Genomic DNA, 17899 nt, shown 5'->3' with positions numbered 1-17899 from the left:
TACAATGAGCCTGATCGCGACTTCTTCGCAGCATAAAGTGGTAATTGGACTGGGCGCTACCGGGCAATCGGTGGTGCGCTATCTGCTGCGTCATGGTCATACCCCGGTGGTGGTGGATAGCCGTGATAACCCTCCAGGGCTTGCGGCTTTTCAAGGGGAATTTCCCCAGGTCGCGGTGGAAACCGGCCCACTACGTGCAGACACTTTACTTGCGGCCAGTTTAATTATTGTCAGCCCTGGTGTGCCCTTAGCGGAGCCGGTTTTGCAAAAGGCCGTTGCCGAGGGTATTCCGGTTGTTGGTGATATTGAATTATTTGCCCAGGCTTTACTGCGCAAGCAGTCCAAAGCGAAGTTGGCCGCGATTACTGGTTCTAACGGCAAAAGCACGGTCACGACACTAATTGGCAGAATGGCTAAAGCCGCCAATATTTCTGTGCGGGTGGGTGGCAATATTGGCGTACCGGTGCTCGATTTATTGGATGACCCCTTACCGGAGTTGTTTGTACTGGAGCTTTCCAGTTTCCAATTGGAGACAACTTATTCCCTCACTCCAACAGTAGCGACTGTTTTGAATATGAGTGCGGACCATATGGACCGCTATCCCAGTATGTTGGAGTATCACCGGGCGAAGCAACGGATTTATCGCGGTGCAGAAGTATTTGTGGTTAATCGCGAAGACCCCCTGAGCCAGGGACCTCTGTCGCGCGAGCGGCGTGAGTGGACTTTCGGCCTTGATCGACCGGACTTAAAACAGTTTGGTGTGTGCTTATCTGGGGAGCGTGAGTGGTTGGCTCAAGGAAGTGAGAAGTTATTGCCGGTCGATGAGCTGGCGATGGTGGGCAAGCATAATATTGCCAATGCTCTGGCTGCATTGGCCATGGGTACTGTAGTGGGATTGCCCATGGCGGCAATGCTGTCGGTTCTGCGTAGTTTTCCTGGCTTGGCACATCGCTGTGAGCGCGTGGCGGATTTACATGGCGTAACTTATGTCAACGACTCTAAGGGCACTAATGTAGGTGCAACTCAGGCCGCGCTGGATGGATTGGCGACCTCAACCCGTAAAATAGTTTTAATCGCAGGTGGAGATGGTAAAGGTGCAGACTTTTCCGCATTGAAGAAAAGCGCAGGCGCCTTGCGTGCAGTGGTTTCAATCGGTGTTGATGGCGACAAAATTGCCAGCGTGTTTGCCGGTCAGTGCAGCACACTCAGCGCTGATTCTATGGCGGATGCTGTGAGTAAGGCCCGAACTTTGGCGCATAGCGGAGACTACGTGTTGCTCTCCCCGGCGTGTGCCAGCTTTGATATGTATCGCAATTTTGAAGCGCGTGGTGAAGACTTTCGCAATATTGTAGCGGCGCTGTGTGAGTGCTCACAGGAGGGGCAATGAGTGAATTGCTCTCCCTAAATACCAGGCGTGATTTTCTCGATGCTCTTTTACCTTTTAGCGTTTTGGCGCTGGTGAGCATCGGCGTTGTGATGGTGGCTTCAGCGTCGATCGCTTTTGCTACAGATATTTATGCAGACCCTTGGTATTTCCTGAAGCGTCACTTGGTATTCTTGTTAATTGGGGCAATTGCGGCGTTATTGGTAAGCCAGATCCCATTGGCTATTTGGTCGCGCCTATCTTGGCCACTGTTACTGTTTTCCTGTCTGCTTTTAATCGTGGTATTGGTGCCAGGTATTGGTCGAGAGGTAAATGGTAGTCGACGCTGGTTGGTGTTTGCGGGAATTACTATCCAACCTGCAGAAGTGGCGAAGTTTTGCATGCTGGTATTTTTTGCCAGTTTTCTAACCCGGCGCAGCAAGCAATTACACCACTGGAGCAGCTTTATGGTACCGGTGGTTATTCTCACGATGGTTGCTTTTTTACTGTTATTGCAACCGGACTTCGGCTCTGTGGTAGTACTTTCCGGCACAGTGCTGGCGATGGTGTTTTTGGGTGGTGCACGCTTACCCCACACGTTTTTACTCGTGGCGGCAGCGGCTTGCGGTTTGGCCTTGATGGCTCTGATGAGCCCCTATCGTTTGCAGCGCCTGCTAACGTTTCTAGACCCCTGGGGAGACCAGTTTGCCAGTGGCTATCAGTTGACCCAATCGCTTATCGCTTTTGGTCGTGGTGAATGGTTTGGTGTGGGGCTGGGTAATAGCGTGCAAAAACTGTTTTATCTGCCCGAGGCCCATACCGACTTTATTTTTGCCATCCTCGCCGAGGAGTGGGGAATGTTTGGCGGCTTGGTTGTTGTTGGGCTTTTTGTGCTCCTGACCTGTTCGCTATTGCGTTTGGTCCGTGAAGCCCTGGCACAACAAAAATTTTTTGCGGCTTTACTGGCATTTGGCATGGCAATACAGATTGCTGGCCAGGCTTTTGTGAATATGGGAGTGGCTTCAGGGTTGTTACCGACTAAGGGGCTAACCCTGCCGTTTGTCAGTTCCGGTGGTAGTAGTTTGATTATTTGCTGTGCCCTATTGGGGTTGGCTTTGAGGATTCGCACTGAATTGCGAGGGCAATTTGGGCAAGCCGGGGATAGTGAGGAAAGTCCTGGTTTGTTTGGGAAGTTGCCAATTTTTGCCCGGCGCCGCACCAGTGCTGGCGTTGGTAGTGGGGAGGTAGTCTGATGTCCCATGAAGAAAAAATTTTCGCCAATAAGAAGTTTTTACTGATGGCCGGAGGTACCGGTGGCCATGTATTTCCAGCACTGGCAGTGGCAAAAGCCTTGCAGGAGCGCGGTGCCAGTGTTGAGTGGCTGGGTACACAGCGCGGTATCGAAGCGCGTTTAATTCCCGAGGCGAATATTCCACTGCACTGTATTCGTGTGGAGGGCGTGCGTGGCAAAGGCAAATTGGCCTTGTTCAAGGCACCTCTGCAGATTTTTCGCGCGGTGGTCCAGGCCCGTGCCGTGGTAAGGGCGGTAGCACCAGATGCGGTGCTCGGGTTCGGTGGCTTTGCCACCGGTCCCGGTGGTGTAGCAGCACGACTCAGTGGAATTCCGCTGATTATTCACGAGCAGAATGCGGTTGCCGGTACCACTAACCGCCTACTTGCTCGAATCGCGAGTAGGGTATTGGAGGCTTTCCCCAGTGGTTTGCCTGGTGCTAAGCAGGTCGGCAATCCGGTGCGCACTGAGATTGCGAGTTTGCCTGAGCCGCAACAGCGTATCGGAAATGAGGCACCACTGCGCCTGCTGGTGCTCGGTGGCAGTCTCGGCGCTGTGGCAATTAATGAGCTGGTGCCAAAAGCTGTGGCTCTTTTGCCGTTATCCCTACGGCCGAAAGTGGTTCATCAGGCGGGTGAACGTCATACAGCGTTGGCCCAAGAGGCTTATAAAGCTGCGGGAGTAGAGGCAGAGGTTGTACCTTTTATTGCGAATATGGCCGATGCCTATAGCGTTGCAGATTTGATCATTTGTCGCTCCGGGGCGCTGACTGTGTCGGAAATCGCTGTCGCTGGTGTGGGCGCAATTATGGTGCCTTTTCCCTTTGCGATTGATGATCATCAGACACGCAATGGCGAGTGGTTACAGAATGCCGGTGGTGCTGTGGTAATTCAGCAGAGCGCCATGGATGCACAGAGTCTGTCAGAATTATTGCAGAAGCTTCTCTCGGACCCTCAAGCGTTGCTTGCGATGGCGAAAGCTGCGCGCAGTGTGGCAAAAATTGATGCAACCGAGCAGGTAGTAGGTGCCTGCGCTGAACAGCTGGCTCTTGTCAGATAGCAAATAAAAAATGAGTGGATCAAGGTTAGAAAGTATGGCTTCTGAGCGTGCCAATATGGAAAAAAGTTATGCTGTACCGACGATGCGCCGCATTCGTCGCATCCACTTTATCGGAGTGGGTGGTGCAGGCATGAGCGGCATTGCTGAAGTGCTACAGAATCAGGGTTACGAGGTTTCTGGTTCCGATTTGCGCGAATCAGCTGTAACAGACCGTCTGCAAAAGCTCGGTGTTAGGGTTGAAATTGGACACAGTTCGGAAAATATCCGTGGTGTCGATGTGGTTGTTAACTCTTCGGCCGTGCATGACGACAATCCAGAGTTGGTCGCCGCCCACGAAAACCGAATTCCGGTGGTGCGCCGTGCGGAAATGCTCGGGGAACTGATGCGTTATCGCTATGGTATTGCCGTGGCGGGTACACACGGAAAGACTACAACTACCAGCCTGATAGCCTCGATTTTTGCTGCGGATAAAAAAGATCCGACGTTTGTGATTGGCGGTTTGGTCAATTCGGCAGGTGCCAATGCGGCATTGGGCGAAAGTCGTTATCTAATCGCCGAGGCAGATGAAAGTGATGCATCTTTTATTCACCTGCAACCGATGGTGACGGTGATCACGAATATTGATGCGGACCATATGGAAACCTATGGTGGGGACTTTGAAAAGGTAAAACAGATCTTTATTGATTTTGTCCATAACCTACCTTTTTATGGCCTTGCTGTGGTCTGTGGCGATGATGCCAATGTGCAGGAAGTAATACCCAAGTTTTCCCGGCCGGTGCTGACTTATGGGTTTGCTGAGGGCAATGATTTCCGCATTGTCGAGGTTAAACAGGAGCCGTTACGAAGCCATTTTAAAGTGCAGCGCCCGGCGGGTGATCTGCTTGAGGTCTCGGTAAATACTCCTGGTATCCACAATGTATTGAATGCTACTGCGGCAATTGCTGTCGCTACCGATGAGGGTATCGGTGATGAAGCTATTCAAAAAGGATTACAAGATTTCCAAGGAGTCGGTCGTCGCTTCCAAATTTATGGAGATTTCTCTATTAGTGACGACAGTAACGCAGAAAAAGTGATGCTGGTGGACGATTATGGCCACCACCCAAGGGAAGTGGCAGCAACCATCAGGACTGTACGTGACGGCTGGTCCGATCGGCGCTTAGTGATGGTTTACCAACCGCATCGCTATACCCGAACCCGTGATCTGTTTGAGGATTTTGTTCAGGTGCTGTCCGAGGTCGACAAACTAATTTTGCTGGATGTTTACAGTGCTGGGGAGGCACCGATAGCCGGCGCGGATGGGCGGACTTTGGCTCGTAGCCTGCGCAATCGAGGCCAGGTTGATCCCATTTTTGTCGAAACCGTTGATCAGGTTCCCCCGATCCTGGCTGATCTACTGGAACCCGGCGATGTGGTTCTGACTCAGGGCGCGGGTAATGTTGGGGCTCTTTCACAGAGGTTGGCGGAATGGCGTCTGGGTGAGAAAGACCTCGAGGCTTGAGTGGTAGTGAGGTCTGCACAGAAAAAAAATACAGGGACTCAGCGGGCCCCGGTACGTGGTGCCAGCCCTCTCAAAGAGAGAGAGAAGCGGGGATTCCACTGGCGCCGCTGGTTATTTACCAGTGTCTTTATGTTCTTGCTTGGTGGGCTGCTTAGTGGGGGCTACTGGTTGTGGCAGCACCTACCGGCGATTCAGCTCAGTCGAGTTGATGCACTGGAGCAAGTTGAGGTTCGCGGAACCTTTAATGCTGTAACTGAAGAGCAGATTAAAGAAATTTTACTGCCGTATTTGCAAGCGGGTTTTTTTTCTGTTGATATCCGCGCGATGCGCGCAGCATTGCTGGAGAAACCGTGGATTACCAAGGTTTCCATAAGTCGCCGCTGGCCCAAAGGCGTTGTTGTTGAAGTCAGCGAGGCGCAGCCACTTGCCATCTGGGGCCGTGATCGTTTGTTGGTTGCCAGTGGTGCACTGCTGCCACGGCCGAAACAAATGCAGGTGGGTACACTACCTGAACTCGCCGGGGATGAAGAATTGGTTGGGCAAATTATGTCCCAATACCAAGCGCTTGCGGGGCTTTTGACTACGCGGGATATGGAAGTGAGGCGCTTGTCATTTGATGACCTTAGTGGCTGGCATCTGGAGTTGATGTCGGGAATTGAATTAAAACTCGGTCATGAGGCACTGCTGGAGCGTGTTAACCGCTTTCTCACTTTGAGTCGCGGGTTACTTGCTCCTTATTTACAAAAAGTAGCCGAGGTAGATACTCGTTACGGTAACGCGGTAGCGGTTCAGTGGAAGAACGAGCAAGAGTAAACAGGGACGCGGCAGTAGCCGCTGTGGAAAGATAAAGTTTAAAAGCGAAGGCGCTGATCCGGTTGATAATGAAAGGAAAGCCGGGGTATGGCCTAGCGAGGTTGGCACAAAAATGACACAAGTATCCGATCAGCGCATGATTGTTGGGCTGGATATCGGCACCTCCAAGGTGGTTGCCATCGTTGGTGAGGTATCTGCTAACGGGGAGCTTAATATTGTTGGTATTGGCTCCCATCGCTCCACCGGGATGAAAAAAGGTGTGGTGGTAAATATTGAATCCACCGTGCAATCTATTCAGCGTGCCGTGGAGGAAGCAGAATTAATGGCGGGGTGTGAAATTCACTCTGTGTATGCCGGTATCGCGGGCAGCCATATTCGCAGTCTCAATTCTCACGGCATTGTGGCTATTAAAGATCGTGAAGTAACCCAACAGGATTTGGATCGGGTAATTGATGCAGCTCGTGCAGTTGCTATACCCGCGGATCAGAAAATTTTACATACGCTGCCGCAAGAATACCTGATCGACAACCAGGAGGGGGTAAAAGAGCCTCTGGGTATGTCTGGTGTGCGCCTCGAAGCAAAGGTGCATTTAGTCAGTGGTGCCGTCAATGCGGCACAAAATATTGAGAAGTGTATCCGCCGCTGTGGTCTTGAAGTGGAGGATGTCATTCTCGAACAGCTGGCTTCCAGTTACGCGGTACTGACTGAAGATGAGAAAGAACTCGGAGTATGTATGGTCGATATCGGTGGGGGTACCACCGATATTGCTGTATTTACCGGTGGCTCAATTCGCCATACTGGAGTGATTCCCATCGCTGGGGATCAGGTGACTAACGATATTGCAATGGCATTGCGCACCCCGACACCGCACGCCGAAGATTTAAAAATAAAATATGCCTGTGCTCTGGCAAAACTTGCGCGGGAAGGTGAAACCATAAAAGTACCGAGTGTCGGAGATCGGGAACCCCGGGATTTGTCCCGTCAGGCCCTGGCTGAAGTAGTAGAGCCGCGCTATGACGAGCTGTTTACTCTGGTGCAAGCGGAATTGCGCCGCAGTGGATTTGAAGACCTGTGCGCAGCAGGAGTGGTTTTAACGGGAGGCTCTTCAAAAATGGAGGGTGCGGTAGAGCTGGCTGAGGAAATTTTCCATATGCCGGTACGTCTCGCAGTGCCTCAAGGAATTTCTGGATTGAGCGATATCGTGAGCAATCCAATTTACTCCACCGGAGTTGGATTATTGATGTACGCAATGCAGCAAGAAGAGGCTGCAGAGGGAAAAACTCAGCCCGTGCGTAACGATAATCAGTGGTGGGACAAAGTAAAGCACTGGTTTCGTGGAAATTTGTAATAGCATGCAACCAGAATTAGCCGTCCCATAAGGGATTTTTTTTAGGCGTGGCTGTAAAATTCGACATGAGCAAGAAAGGGGAACAGCGATGTTCGAGCTAGTTGATAGCGTACAGGATAAACCTGTCATCAAGGTAATAGGAGTCGGCGGCGGCGGTGGCAATGCTGTTAAGCATATGATTGCCAGCGACGTGGAGGGCGTAGACTTTATCTGCGCGAACACTGACGCTCAGGCGCTGAAAGATATTGAAGCGCAAACTATCCTACAGCTTGGTAATACGATTACCCGTGGACTAGGTGCTGGGGCCAATCCCGATATCGGTCGTCAGTCCGCTCTGGAAGACCGCGATCGCATCGCTGAAGTCTTGGGCGGTGCTGATATGGTGTTTATTACCGCTGGCATGGGGGGCGGCACTGGTACCGGTGGAGCGCCGATTGTAGCCGAGATTGCCAAAGAGCTCGGCATTCTCACCGTGGCTGTTGTTACTCGCCCGTTCAAAATTGAAGGCCGCAAGCGCACTGTCGTAGCCGAAGAGGGTATTCTCGAACTGCGCGACAAAGTGGACTCCCTGATTACTATCCCTAACGATCGCCTGCTGGAAGTATTGGGTAGCAAAATCACAATGAAGTCTGCCTATAAAGAGGCTGACAACGTGTTACTCGGAGCGGTACAGGGTATTGCCGATCTGATGATCCGCCCCGGCATTATGAATGTGGACTTCGCCGATGTACGCACGGTGATGTCTGAAATGGGTATGGCGATGATGGGCTCCGGCTCTGCCATTGGCGAGAATCGCGCTCGTGAAGCGGCGGAGAAGGCTGTACGCAGTCCGCTGTTGGATAACGTTAACCTTGCTGGTGCACGCGGTATTTTGGTCAACATCATTACCGGCAGTGAAGAAGCTGGCTGTCAGGAGTTGACCCTGGGTGAGTACTCTGAAGTGGGTGAGATCGTGCAAGAGATCGCCTCTGATGAGGCCACAGTGGTTATTGGTACGGCAGTGGATGATAAGCTGGGTGATGAAATGCGGGTGACTGTAGTAGCCGCTGGCCTGGGTGAGGGAACTCCTGCGGCTCGCCCAGCTAAAGTGGTAGATAACACACGTCGTCCAGAAGTGCGTGAATCCCGCGATGTTCGCGAGACTCGAGACATGCGTGAGAGCCGGGATATGCGCGATATGCGTGAAAGCCACGGTGCCGCAGGGCTAGTCTCTCGTGAGAGCGCGGCCGACACTCGTCCTAGGGTGGATGTAGAGCGTCCCAAGCGCCCCGCTCCGTCGCTCAGTTCTGCTGATGCCGATATGGAATATTTGGATATTCCGGCCTTCCTGCGCCGCCAGGCAGACTGAGAGTAGCCGCCGCAGAGGCAGTACACTGCTCATGTCCACCCAGCTTATTGTTGGGTGTCGCCTCTGCGGGGCGGCTTATCGCAGAATTTTGTATTTGATATCACTTTTGGTATTGCTAGATCAGAAGTTTGCCCAGTTCCATAAGACCTGCTATCAGAGTTACTCTCAGCTATGAGGGGTAAGGAAATAGGCAAGTAAGAGTTTAATTAACAATTTTTTACAGTGATCCCGGCGCTCATGGTCTTAAAATGCTGTCTCAGCGACTGAGATGTGGCGCTCCAATCTTTATTTAAACTATCCTTAGAAGGACGGTGGCGGTGTGTTAAGTTGACCACACGCCCACAATTGGTATTGGCGTCGCAATTGTGCTAATATCGGCGGCTTGCTGCGCGTTTTGCGTAGACCACCGACTGGGAAAAGATAGTTTCATGATCAAACAGCGCACGCTTAAAAATGCTATTCGCGCCACTGGCGTAGGTCTGCACACTGGCAAAAAGGTCATCCTGACCTTGAAGCCGGCTCCCGTAGACACCGGCATCGTGTTCCGTCGAACGGACTTGGACCCGGTGGTCGAAATTGAAGCCCGCGCAGAGAATGTGGGCGATACGCTACTTTCCACTACCCTGGTCAAGGGCGATGTTCGCATCGCTACCGTGGAGCATTTGCTCTCGGCGATGGCGGGCCTGGGTATCGACAATGCGATTGTCGAACTGTCCGCCCAGGAAGTACCGATTATGGACGGCAGTGCCGGTCCTTTTGTGTTCCTGATCCAGTCCGCTGGTATTCAGGAGCAATCTGCGCCGAAGAAATTCCTGCGTATTAAGAAGCCGATAACCGTGGAAGAGGGCGATAAAGTAGCCAGCTTCCTGCCTTTCAATGGTTTCAAGGTCTCCTTTACCATCGACTTTGACCACCCGGTATTCCAGGGGCGTAATCTAACCTCTTCCGTAGACTTCTCCAGCACTTCTTTTGTGAAAGAGGTGAGTCGTGCGCGTACATTCGGATTTATGCACGAAATTGAGTACCTGCGCTCTAAGGGTTTGGTTCAGGGTGGTTCTGTGGATAACGCCATCGTGATTGACCAGTATCGCATTCTGAATGAAGGTGGATTGCGTTACGAAGACGAATTTGTGAAACATAAAATTCTCGATGCCATTGGCGACCTTTATCTTCTGGGTACCAGCCTGATCGGTGAGTTCAAAGCCTTTAAATCCGGCCACTCCTTGAACAATAAGTCTCTGCGTCATTTGATGACTCAAAAGGACGCATGGGAGATGGTGACATTCGAGGGAGAGCAAGAAGCTCCAATCTCCTACGTTAAGCCAATACTGGCAGTTTAAACTCTCAATAAAAAAGCCGGCATTATATTGCCGGCTTTTTTACGTGACAGATTCGCCAGAGAGGGTTGGGGTAATTCTGGTAACCTTGTTTCCCTTTGGGTATTTGGATGACCGGTCTTTTAGTGTGAGGTATTGCACTGGAGCCTCGTCTCACTTACAGAGACAGCAAAATTACAAGATATCGGACTTCTCCTGCTTGTTATGAAAGTAATTCTGGTCAATGAGCGCGGTGCAACCCGCAGCTTCAACTTTGGTGGGCTGAGCAAGGCGCTATTGAGCTTGTGCCTCTTGGGCCTCCCGGTTGGTGCCTTCTTCCTGGGTGCCAATCTTCCTGTGACCAAAACTGATTTATTTGATGCGCGTACAGCCAAGGCTTGGGAGCGCGCTTTGCGTAAGCAGCAGCAGGAAATTGAGGAGGCTGATCGCGAGGCTCACGAGCAACTTGCTGCGCTAACGGTAAAGCTGGCTGAATTGCAGGCGCGCCTTACCCGATTGGATGCTGTGGGTGAGCGCCTAACCGCAGCGGCCAATCTCGATCAGGGCGAGTTTGAATTTAGCGCTGTGCCTGCAGTGGGTGGTCCGGAAGATCCTGGCATCGCCGGAGCTTCAGATTTACCCTATCAACCCCCCGAGTTTCTCGAAGTGATTGGTGACTTGTCTCACAAAGTAGATGATCGCCAAATGCAGCTCAATACGCTCGAGTCCCTGATGGCAAACCTGCAGCTGGAGGATGAGCAATTTATTGCCGGGCGCCCGATCACCAAAGGCTGGATGTCCTCGCGCTATGGTTATCGCACCGACCCTTTCACAGGGCGCCGCACTTGGCATAAAGGTGTGGACTTTGCCGGTAAGATGGGGTCAGACGTAGTATCTGTAGCCGCCGGTGTTGTTACCTGGGCTGATGAGCGTCACGGCTACGGACATATGGTGGAAATCAATCATGGTAATGGTTATTCCACCCGCTACGGCCATAACAGTGAGCTCAATGTTGGGCTCGGTGATGTAGTTAAGAAAGGGCAGGTGATTGCCCAAATGGGGTCCAGTGGGCGCTCCACTGGTCCCCATGTACACTTTGAGATCTTTAAGAACAATCGCACGGTCGACCCGGCCAGCTATATCCGCCGTACAGGCAGATAACAACTATCCTTCCTTTACGCGTAATTGCTGGCAGCTTGGCATAAGAGTTGCCAGCGCTTACGCCTTCCTGTTTACTTGCACCCCTCGCATAAAGGAGTATCGGTGCAATATCTGCCCAGCATTAGCGCCGATAGCGCACATAAGATAAGTGGTTTCTAGATAATGATTGGCAAACTGATTAAATCGGTCTTTGGTACAAAAAATGACCGCGAGCTGAAGCGCATGCGACGCGTCGTGGAAAAAGTCAACGCGCTGGAAGAGGATTTCCAGAAGCTGGATGATGCAGCTCTTCGTGCCAAAACAGAAGAGTTTAAAAAGCGTATTGCAGATGGGGAAACTCTAGACCAGCTGCTGCCGGAAGCTTTCGCCGCAGTGCGTGAAGCGGGTCGGCGCACAATGGGCATGCGTCACTTCGATGTACAGCTAATCGGCGGTATGACTCTACATGAAGGTCGTATCGCGGAAATGCGTACCGGTGAAGGTAAGACTCTGGTAGCGACCTTACCGGCTTATTTGAACGCGCTCGAAGGCAAGGGCGTGCACATTGTTACGGTCAACGATTACTTGGCATCCCGCGACGCCAATTGGATGCGCCCAGTCTATGAATTTCTCGGTCTGACTGTTGGGGTGATTATCTCCCAGCAGCACCCTGACGATAAAAAGGCCGCCTATCAAGCCGATATTACTTACGGCACCAACAACGAATTTGGCTTCGATTACCTGCGTGACAATATGGTGTTACGCAAGGAAGATCGTACCCAGCGCCCACAAAATTTCGCCATCGTGGATGAGGTGGACTCAATCCTTATCGATGAGGCGCGTACCCCGTTGATTATTTCTGGTGCGGCGGAAGATTCCTCTCACCTTTACTTGGCCATGAATAAGCTGATTCCACAGCTGGAGCGTGCCGAAGAAGGTGGTGAGGGACACTACACCGTAGATGAGAAGACCCGCCAGGTAGAGCTGACCGAGCAGGGGCATCAGTTGGTGGAAGAGCTGCTGTCTCGCAGCGGCTTGATGAAAGAAGATCAATCGCTCTACGCCCCTGGTAACCTGGGCCTGCTGCACCATGTGCATGCCGCATTGCGTGCCCAGGTACTGTTTAACCGGGACGTGGACTATATCGTGCAAAACGGTCAGGTTGTCCTGATCGATGAGCACACCGGCCGTACTATGCCGGGCCGACGTCTCTCCGAGGGTTTGCATCAGGCGCTGGAAGCCAAGGAGAATGTTCAGATCCAGTCTGAAAGTCAGACGCTAGCCTCCACTACCTTCCAGAATTTATTCCGTTTCTATCCAAAGCTCTCTGGTATGACAGGTACCGCAGACACTGAAGCGTTTGAATTCCAGCAGATTTATGGTCTGGATGTGGTAGTAATCCCCACTAATAAGAATATTCAGCGGGATGACCTCAACGACCTGGTCTACCTGAGCAAAGAAGAAAAAATGGACGCCATTATCGAGGATATTAAGTTCTGCCGTGATAAGCAGGCACCGATCCTCGTAGGTACCGCCTCTATCGAGACTTCTGAAGAGATGTCGCGCATGTTGCAAAAGGCGGGCATCAAGCATCAGGTACTAAATGCCAAATACCATGAACGTGAAGCACAAATAATTGCTCAGGCTGGCCGTCCCGGTACTGTCACCATTGCAACCAATATGGCCGGTCGCGGTACTGATATCGTGCTGGGTGGTAACTGGGAGGCTGAGGCCGAGGCGCTCACTCAGGAGAAAGGTAGTGACTTGAGTGAGGCCGAAGTGGCCAAGGTGAAGGAGCAGTGGAAGAAGCGCCACGAGCAGGTGATCGAGGCTGGCGGCTTACATATTATCGGCACCGAACGTCACGAGTCGCGTCGTATCGACAACCAGCTGCGCGGCCGTGCCGGGCGTCAGGGTGACCCCGGTGTAACCCGTTTCTACTTGTCTCTGGAAGATAATCTAATGCGTATCTTCGCCTCCGACCGGGTGAAGAACTTTATGCAGATGCTGGGAATGGAGCGCGGTGAGGCTATTGAGCACCGCATGGTCTCCAATGCGATTGAAAAAGCCCAGCGTCGCGTTGAAGGGCGTAACTTCGATATTCGCAAGCAGTTGCTGGAATATGATGATGTGGCCAATGATCAGCGCCAGGTGATTTACAGTCAGCGTAATGAGCTGCTGGAGGCCGGTCAGATCAGCGATACCATCAACGCTATTCGCGAAGATGTTGTGAATGAAATTATCTCAGCTTCTGTACCGCCACAGAGTGTTGAGGAGCAGTGGGATATCCCGGCACTGGAACAGCAATTGGCTGGTGAACTGGGCATTGAACTGCCTATTCAGAAATGGTTGGATGAAGACCGCAATCTGCACGAGGAGACGTTGCGCGAGAAGGTTGTTGCCGAAGCTCAAGCCGCTTACGCAACCAAGGTGGAGCGCATCAGTGAATCTTCTGGCGATGCCAATCTGATGCCGACGGTGGAACGCCAGATTATGCTGCAAGTGCTGGATCAGCTGTGGAAGGAGCATCTCTCTAGCATGGACCACCTGCGAGCGGGTATTGGTTTGCGTGCCTACGCCAACAAGAACCCCAAGCAGGAGTTCAAACGCGAGTCTTTCCACCTTTTCCAGAGTATGCTGGAAAACCTCAAGCACGAGGTGGTACGTATCTTAGCCCATGTGGAACCCATGACCCGCGAGCAAATGGACGAGCTGGAGCAGCGCCGCCTGGAAGAGCAGCGTAAGCAGCAGCTGGAGCTCCAGCATGCCGAGGCCTCCGCGCTTCCTGAAAGTCAGCCGCAGCAGCAGGCGGCACCTGTGCCAGAGCGCCGTGGACCCAAGGTTGGCCGTAATGACCCATGTCCCTGCGGTTCTGGCAAGAAATACAAGCAGTGCCACGGTAAGTTGGCTTCCTCTACCCAGAGCTAAGGCCTTCAGACTGTAGTGTTTAAGTTAGAAAATACCCCGCTATATGCGGGGTATTTTTTTGCCTGGCAAGAAAATATTCTGCGGAATTTATATTTTTATCCGCATCAAGTGCGGATAATTGTTGATTCGAAAGAGGTAGGATCTAATAATGGCGCTTTTCTACCTACAGCTAGCTTTAACTAATAGAGCCGAAGCCGGTGCTAGAGTCGAACAGATATGCCTGAATCATTACTTCCTCCCGTAAAAGGGATTCGCCTTGCCAGTGTTCCAGCCAAGATCAAAGATTGGCCCCGTGATGACCTGTTGTTAATAGAAGTCGCTGAGGGGGCATCGGTCTCGGCCACCTTCACCCAGAACAGCTTCTGTGCGGCGCCGGTACTGGTAGCCAAAGAGCATGTCGCACAGGGCAATATCCGCGCCTTGCTGGTTAATGCGGGTAACGCCAATGCGGCCACAGGCGCGCGTGGTATAAGCGACGCCAGGGCCTGCTGTTCAGCAGTAGCTGCAGCGATGAATGTTCGAGCAGAGCAGGTATTGCCATTCAGCACTGGGGTGATTGGTGAGCACTTGCCTTTACAGCGTTTATTGGATGCTATCCCCAGCGCTGCTGCAGAGCTAATCGAAAGCGGGTGGGAGAGGGCAGCAAAAGCCATTATGACTACGGATACCCGTCCGAAAAAAGCTCAGCGCCTCCTAAAAATTGGCAGTGAAGAAATTACAGTGGTGGGGATCGCCAAAGGATCCGGCATGATTCAGCCAAATATGGCGACCATGTTGGCCTATGTCGCCACTGATGCCAGCATCGCCCAGCCTTTACTGGATCAAATGGTGAAGGAGGCCGTAAATGCCTCCTTTAATCGCGTTATTGTAGATGGCGATACCTCTACCAATGATGCCTGTGTGCTCATTGCCAGTGGAGTAAAAGGTAAGCCTATCCATTCCCCTGCTGATGAAGGTTATAGCGCATTGATGGAAGCTATTACCCAGGTGCATATCGAGCTGGCCCAGGATGTGGTTCGGGATGGTGAGGGGGCCAACAAATTTGTCACGATTCAGGTGGAAGGTGCGGAGAGTAGTGAAGAAGCTCTTAAAGTCGCTTTCGAAGTAGGTAATTCCCCTCTGGTAAAGACTGCACTCTACGCTTCAGACCCCAACTGGGGGCGTTTAGTGATGGCTGTTGGCAATGCAATAACTCATGGTCTGGATACTGAAAAGGTCAATATTTACCTGGATACTGTGCAGGTAGTACAGGCCGGAGGTCGCGCGGTGGACTACCGGGAAGAGTTGGGCGAGCAGGTGTTTTCTCAGCCTGAATTCACCATTCGTATAGAGCTGGGCCGTGGCAACGTCAGTGAGCATATCTGGACCTGTGACTTCTCCCACGAGTATGTCACCATCAACGCCGAATATCGCACCTGAGGAGTTGTTGTGAGCCGTGTTATTCATGTTGCTGTTGGTGTAGTCCGTCGCAGCGATGGCAAAATTTTAATTGCCCGCCGCCCGGATCACCTGCATATGGGCGGGCGCTGGGAGTTTCCTGGTGGCAAGGTGGAGCTAGGGGAAACCGTACAGCAGGCTCTGACCCGCGAGCTGCTTGAGGAGGTGGCAATTGAGGTTGAGCAACTGCAGCCTCTGGTGGAAATCCAGCATGAGTATGCGGAAAAGACCGTATTGCTGGACACCTGGCAGGTAACGGCATTTTCCGGTGAGGCTCAGGGGCGTGAGGGGCAGGAGACCGCCTGGGTGGCGGTACAGGAACTAAACAATTATCAGTTCCCAGATGCCAACCAGGCGATTATTGAGACTATCAAGGCTGTGGAAGTTTAAATCGAGCACGCCTATGTAAAGTCTTGGCAGAGTCTTATGCATAGGCTGCAATCATAGATCTCGACTTAATGGCGCTGCTTGCTCGAGTCTAGGTCATCACTCAAAACGTCATCATAAATAGACTCGCCTGGTATCTTGTGCCCCTCACTGGCCCACTCGCCAAGATCAATTAATTTGCAACGCTCGCTGCAAAAAGGCTTAAAGGGAAACTTATCGCTCCACTCTATTGGCTTTTTGCAGGTGGGGCAGTTTAGGCTTGGGGCTTCTTTTGGTTTGGGCATATTAGGTTTGGTACAGCTTCTTCGATGTTTGGGGTAGTCTCGGGGTCTATTATTTTACATTAGTAGAGTCGTGCTAAGACTTCGCTAATTGCAAATATTTCTGATGCAAAGCTTGTACCTGGCTGCGTAACTCCGTCAACCCTATAGAATTGTCCAGCACATCATCAGCCTTGGCCAGGCGGTCCTGTCGGTTAAGCTGTGCCGCCATAATTTTGCGTATTTGTTCTGGGTGAATTTCATCCCTGCTACTGGCCCTCTCCAGCTGTAAGCTTTCCGGCAAATCCACCACGCAGATTCTATCTACCAGCTGATACTGGCCGGATTCGATCAATAGCGGTGACTCCAGTATCGCGTAAGGGCTAGAACTCTGTTCCAGCGAGGTAATGATTTCCTCGCGTATCAAAGGGTGCAATAGCTTTTCCAGCCAGGCCCGCTCTTCATCATGATCAAACACTAAGACACGCAGTTGCGCTCGATCCAGCTCACCATTTTCTAGTAATACATTTGCGCCAAAGTGTCGGGCTATCTGCTCCAGCGCAGGTCTGCCTGGTTGTACCACTACCCTTGCGGCCCAGTCCGCATCCACCACGTGAATGCCCAGCTCGCGAAAGTACCCCGCGGCGGCTGACTTGCCACTGCCGATACCTCCAGTTAAGCCTACTCGAAACAATGGCTTGTCTCCCTGTAATAAAAAGTTTGGAGCTAAAAACAAGAAACCCGGCCAATGAGTGGCCGGGTTAATGGTAATTCACTTGCCTCAGATGGGCTAATCGGGTCCTGAAAGTAGCTGGTATGGCTGGCTACCTATAGGCCGGAAAAGCTCAGGTACCAAGCAACAATCTGCTCACCCCATAGCATAGCAATCCAGCCTGCACCGGCCAGATAAGGACCAAAGGCAATCGGTAGGCTGCGATCCCGTCCAACCGCCAGGCTCCAGGAAATACCCGCTATAGCACCAACTGCGGCAGAGAGCAGAATTACCAGAGGCAGCATCTGCCAGCCAAACCAGGCCCCGATAGCTGCGAGTATCTTGAAGTCCCCAGCTCCCATACCTTCCTTGCCGGTAACCAGCTTAAAGATATGAAACACCAGCCACAAAGAAAGATAGCCCGCGATAGCTCCAATCACGGCATCTTGCAGTGGAACAAAAATACCCCAAAGGTTTATCAGTAAGCCACCCCAGAGCAATGGCAGGGTAATGCTGTCTGGTAGTAACTGCTTATCGAAGTCGATACCAGTAAGTGCGACCAAAGCCCAAGTAAAGACACAGCCCGCCAGCGCCTGCCAAGTAAAGCCCAGCTGCCAAACCACTACGGCGGTGAGAATTCCAGTAGCAAACTCAATCAAAGGGTAGCGTTTGGAAATCGGCGTGCCACAGGAGCTACATTTACCGCGCAAAAATAGATAGCTGATGACAGGAATATTTTGCCAGGGCTTAATTTCAGTTTTGCATTTAGGGCAGTGGGAGTGTGGCAACATCAGGTTGAACGGTTTATTCAGCTCCTCTTGCTCAGCCTTGTTAGGCTTTGAGTCAAAATAGCTATAAAAATCCCGTTTGTATTCCCGCTCCATCATTACAGGCAGACGCAGGATTACTACATTGAGGAAGCTGCCTATTATTAGGCCTAAAATAAAGGCGCCGCCTAGTAGCAGCATTAAGTAACTCGAAAGATATTCAATCATGGAG

At 51.9% G+C, this 17899-nt stretch carries 15 protein-coding genes; 12 read left to right on the top strand and 3 right to left on the bottom strand.

Features of this window, described 5'->3' with window-relative positions; translation table 11 throughout:
- Positions 1-4 precede the first annotated feature (4 nt).
- The 12 genes from murD (at position 5) to mutT (ending at position 15931) form a co-directional block, all read left to right on the top strand.
- Positions 5-1387 (top strand): UDP-N-acetylmuramoyl-L-alanine--D-glutamate ligase, encoded by a 1383-nt coding sequence (murD, locus tag ACJJIB_RS17100; protein WP_444886946.1) that lies wholly within the window; start codon positions 5-7, stop codon positions 1385-1387.
- Positions 1384-2616, top strand: a complete 1233-nt coding sequence (gene ftsW, locus ACJJIB_RS17095; RefSeq protein ID WP_444886945.1) for a putative lipid II flippase FtsW — start codon at positions 1384-1386, stop codon at positions 2614-2616. Before murD ends, ftsW begins: the two co-directional genes overlap by 4 nt.
- A complete protein-coding gene (gene murG, locus ACJJIB_RS17090) occupies positions 2616-3713 on the top strand; it encodes an undecaprenyldiphospho-muramoylpentapeptide beta-N-acetylglucosaminyltransferase (protein WP_444886944.1) in 1098 nt (365 codons plus the stop codon). The genes ftsW and murG overlap by 1 nt, the downstream gene beginning before the upstream one ends.
- A gap of 55 nt (positions 3714-3768) precedes the next feature.
- Complete coding sequence (gene murC / locus ACJJIB_RS17085; RefSeq protein ID WP_444888942.1) at positions 3769-5211, top strand: UDP-N-acetylmuramate--L-alanine ligase; 1443 nt, start codon at positions 3769-3771, stop codon at positions 5209-5211.
- A 6-nt stretch (positions 5212-5217) separates the two neighbouring features.
- Positions 5218-6024 carry a cell division protein FtsQ/DivIB gene (locus ACJJIB_RS17080; protein WP_444886943.1) on the top strand — a complete coding sequence of 269 codons (807 nt, stop codon included), beginning with the start codon at positions 5218-5220 and terminating at the stop codon, positions 6022-6024.
- A 112-nt stretch (positions 6025-6136) separates the two neighbouring features.
- A complete protein-coding gene (gene ftsA, locus ACJJIB_RS17075) occupies positions 6137-7372 on the top strand; it encodes a cell division protein FtsA (protein ID WP_444886942.1) in 1236 nt (411 codons plus the stop codon).
- Between the two features lie 88 nt (positions 7373-7460).
- On the top strand, positions 7461-8720 hold the full coding sequence (ftsZ, locus tag ACJJIB_RS17070) for a cell division protein FtsZ (protein WP_252082958.1): 1260 nt from the start codon (positions 7461-7463) through the stop codon (positions 8718-8720).
- Positions 8721-9148: 428 nt separating this feature from the next.
- Positions 9149-10060, top strand: a complete 912-nt coding sequence (lpxC, locus tag ACJJIB_RS17065; RefSeq protein ID WP_252082957.1) for a UDP-3-O-acyl-N-acetylglucosamine deacetylase — start codon at positions 9149-9151, stop codon at positions 10058-10060.
- Positions 10061-10261: 201 nt separating this feature from the next.
- Positions 10262-11197, top strand: coding sequence for a M23 family metallopeptidase (locus ACJJIB_RS17060; protein ID WP_252082956.1), 936 nt, complete (start codon positions 10262-10264; stop codon positions 11195-11197).
- A 162-nt stretch (positions 11198-11359) separates the two neighbouring features.
- Positions 11360-14104 (top strand): preprotein translocase subunit SecA, encoded by a 2745-nt coding sequence (gene secA, locus ACJJIB_RS17055; protein ID WP_444886941.1) that lies wholly within the window; start codon positions 11360-11362, stop codon positions 14102-14104.
- Positions 14105-14320: 216 nt separating this feature from the next.
- Positions 14321-15523, top strand: a complete 1203-nt coding sequence (argJ, locus tag ACJJIB_RS17050) for a bifunctional glutamate N-acetyltransferase/amino-acid acetyltransferase ArgJ (protein ID WP_444886940.1) — start codon at positions 14321-14323, stop codon at positions 15521-15523.
- A 9-nt stretch (positions 15524-15532) separates the two neighbouring features.
- The gene (gene mutT / locus ACJJIB_RS17045; protein ID WP_444886939.1) at positions 15533-15931 is read left to right on the top strand and encodes an 8-oxo-dGTP diphosphatase MutT; all 399 of its coding nucleotides are present in this window, start codon (positions 15533-15535) and stop codon (positions 15929-15931) included.
- 65 nt (positions 15932-15996) lie between these two features.
- Here mutT and yacG read toward each other — a convergent pair whose 3' ends face one another.
- The 3 genes from yacG to ACJJIB_RS17030 all read right to left on the bottom strand — a co-directional run bounded on the left by yacG (position 15997) and on the right by ACJJIB_RS17030 (position 17895).
- Entirely contained in the window at positions 15997-16212 is a 216-nt protein-coding gene (gene yacG, locus ACJJIB_RS17040; RefSeq protein ID WP_444886938.1) for a DNA gyrase inhibitor YacG, read from the bottom strand.
- Positions 16213-16285: 73 nt separating this feature from the next.
- Entirely contained in the window at positions 16286-16882 is a 597-nt protein-coding gene (coaE, locus tag ACJJIB_RS17035) for a dephospho-CoA kinase (RefSeq protein WP_444886937.1), read from the bottom strand.
- Positions 16883-17016: 134 nt separating this feature from the next.
- Positions 17017-17895, bottom strand: coding sequence for a prepilin peptidase (locus ACJJIB_RS17030; protein ID WP_444886936.1), 879 nt, complete (start codon positions 17893-17895; stop codon positions 17017-17019).
- Between the last annotated feature and the right edge of the window lie 4 nt (positions 17896-17899).

It is taken from the genome of Microbulbifer mixtoriginis (SeqCode) (genome assembly GCF_052467705.1).
The sequence above is the reverse complement of the archived record's forward strand: the minus strand, read 5'-3'. Positions and strand labels throughout refer to the sequence as shown.

Coding starts and splice junctions, on each gene's coding strand:
- murD (WP_444886946.1), top strand. CDS start 5: ATGAGCCTGATCGCGACTTCTTCGCAGCATAAAGTGGTAATTGGACTG.
- ftsW (WP_444886945.1), top strand. CDS start 1,384: ATGAGTGAATTGCTCTCCCTAAATACCAGGCGTGATTTTCTCGATGCT.
- murG (WP_444886944.1), top strand. CDS start 2,616: ATGTCCCATGAAGAAAAAATTTTCGCCAATAAGAAGTTTTTACTGATG.
- murC (WP_444888942.1), top strand. CDS start 3,769: ATGGAAAAAAGTTATGCTGTACCGACGATGCGCCGCATTCGTCGCATC.
- ftsA (WP_444886942.1), top strand. CDS start 6,137: ATGACACAAGTATCCGATCAGCGCATGATTGTTGGGCTGGATATCGGC.
- ftsZ (WP_252082958.1), top strand. CDS start 7,461: ATGTTCGAGCTAGTTGATAGCGTACAGGATAAACCTGTCATCAAGGTA.
- lpxC (WP_252082957.1), top strand. CDS start 9,149: ATGATCAAACAGCGCACGCTTAAAAATGCTATTCGCGCCACTGGCGTA.
- ACJJIB_RS17060 (WP_252082956.1), top strand. CDS start 10,262: ATGAAAGTAATTCTGGTCAATGAGCGCGGTGCAACCCGCAGCTTCAAC.
- secA (WP_444886941.1), top strand. CDS start 11,360: ATGATTGGCAAACTGATTAAATCGGTCTTTGGTACAAAAAATGACCGC.
- argJ (WP_444886940.1), top strand. CDS start 14,321: ATGCCTGAATCATTACTTCCTCCCGTAAAAGGGATTCGCCTTGCCAGT.
- yacG (WP_444886938.1), bottom strand. CDS start 16,212: ATGCCCAAACCAAAAGAAGCCCCAAGCCTAAACTGCCCCACCTGCAAA.
- ACJJIB_RS17030 (WP_444886936.1), bottom strand. CDS start 17,895: ATGATTGAATATCTTTCGAGTTACTTAATGCTGCTACTAGGCGGCGCC.